Raw genomic sequence first — 788 nt, forward strand, 5'->3', positions numbered from 1 at the left:
GCAGGCGCTCCTCGCCACCTACGGCCAAGGGCGTGACGAGGATCGGCCTCTGTGGCTCGGATCCTCGAAGTCGAACTTCGGTCATACGCAGGCTGCTGCGGGTGTGGCGGGTGTGATCAAGATGGTGATGGCGATGCGGGCGGGGGTGCTGCCCCCGACGCTGCATGTGGGTGAGCCGTCGCCGCACGTGGACTGGTCGGCGGGTGCGGTCGAGCTGCTGACCGAGGCGCGTGAGTGGCCGGAGACCGGTCGGGCGCGCCGGGCGGGTGTCTCCTCCTTCGGCGTGAGCGGAACGAATGCCCACGTCATCGTGGAGCAGGCGCCCCAGGACGATCCGCCTGCCGACGAGGCGGGCACGCATGAGCCGCTGGAGACGGTCATGCCGACGAACGTCCCCGTGCCCTGGATCGTCTCGGGGCGCACGGAGGACGCCGTACGGGAACAGGCCCGCCGCCTCCTCGTACACGTCGGCCGTGACGACGAATCCACTCCCCGCGACGTCGCACGGGCCCTCCTCACCACCCGCACCCTGTTCCCCCACCGGGCAGCCGTCGTCGCCTCCGAGCGGCAGGACCTTCTTGCCTCTCTCGAAGCGCTCGCTGAGGGGCGCCCCACCGCGGGTCTGGTGCAAGGAAGTGCCGCCGCACCGGGCAAGTTGGCCTTGTTGTTCACGGGTCAGGGTGCTCAGCGGGTGGGCATGGGCCGGGAGTTGGCGTCTGCTTTTCCGGTGTTCGCGGAGTCGTTGGAGCGGACGTGTGACCTGCTGGACGTGGGCTTGGCGGATCTTG

1 protein-coding gene is annotated in these 788 nt (G+C 69.9%); it reads left to right on the forward strand.

What is annotated here, in order from left to right; genetic code table 11:
* Nucleotides 1-788, forward strand: a 788-nt coding sequence (locus RM704_RS44575; RefSeq protein ID WP_311593573.1) for a ketoacyl-synthetase C-terminal extension domain-containing protein, incomplete at both ends; no start/stop codon positions are given.

It is taken from the genome of Streptomyces gottesmaniae (genome assembly GCF_031845845.1).
Taxonomy (GTDB): domain Bacteria; phylum Actinomycetota; class Actinomycetes; order Streptomycetales; family Streptomycetaceae; genus Streptomyces; species Streptomyces akebiae.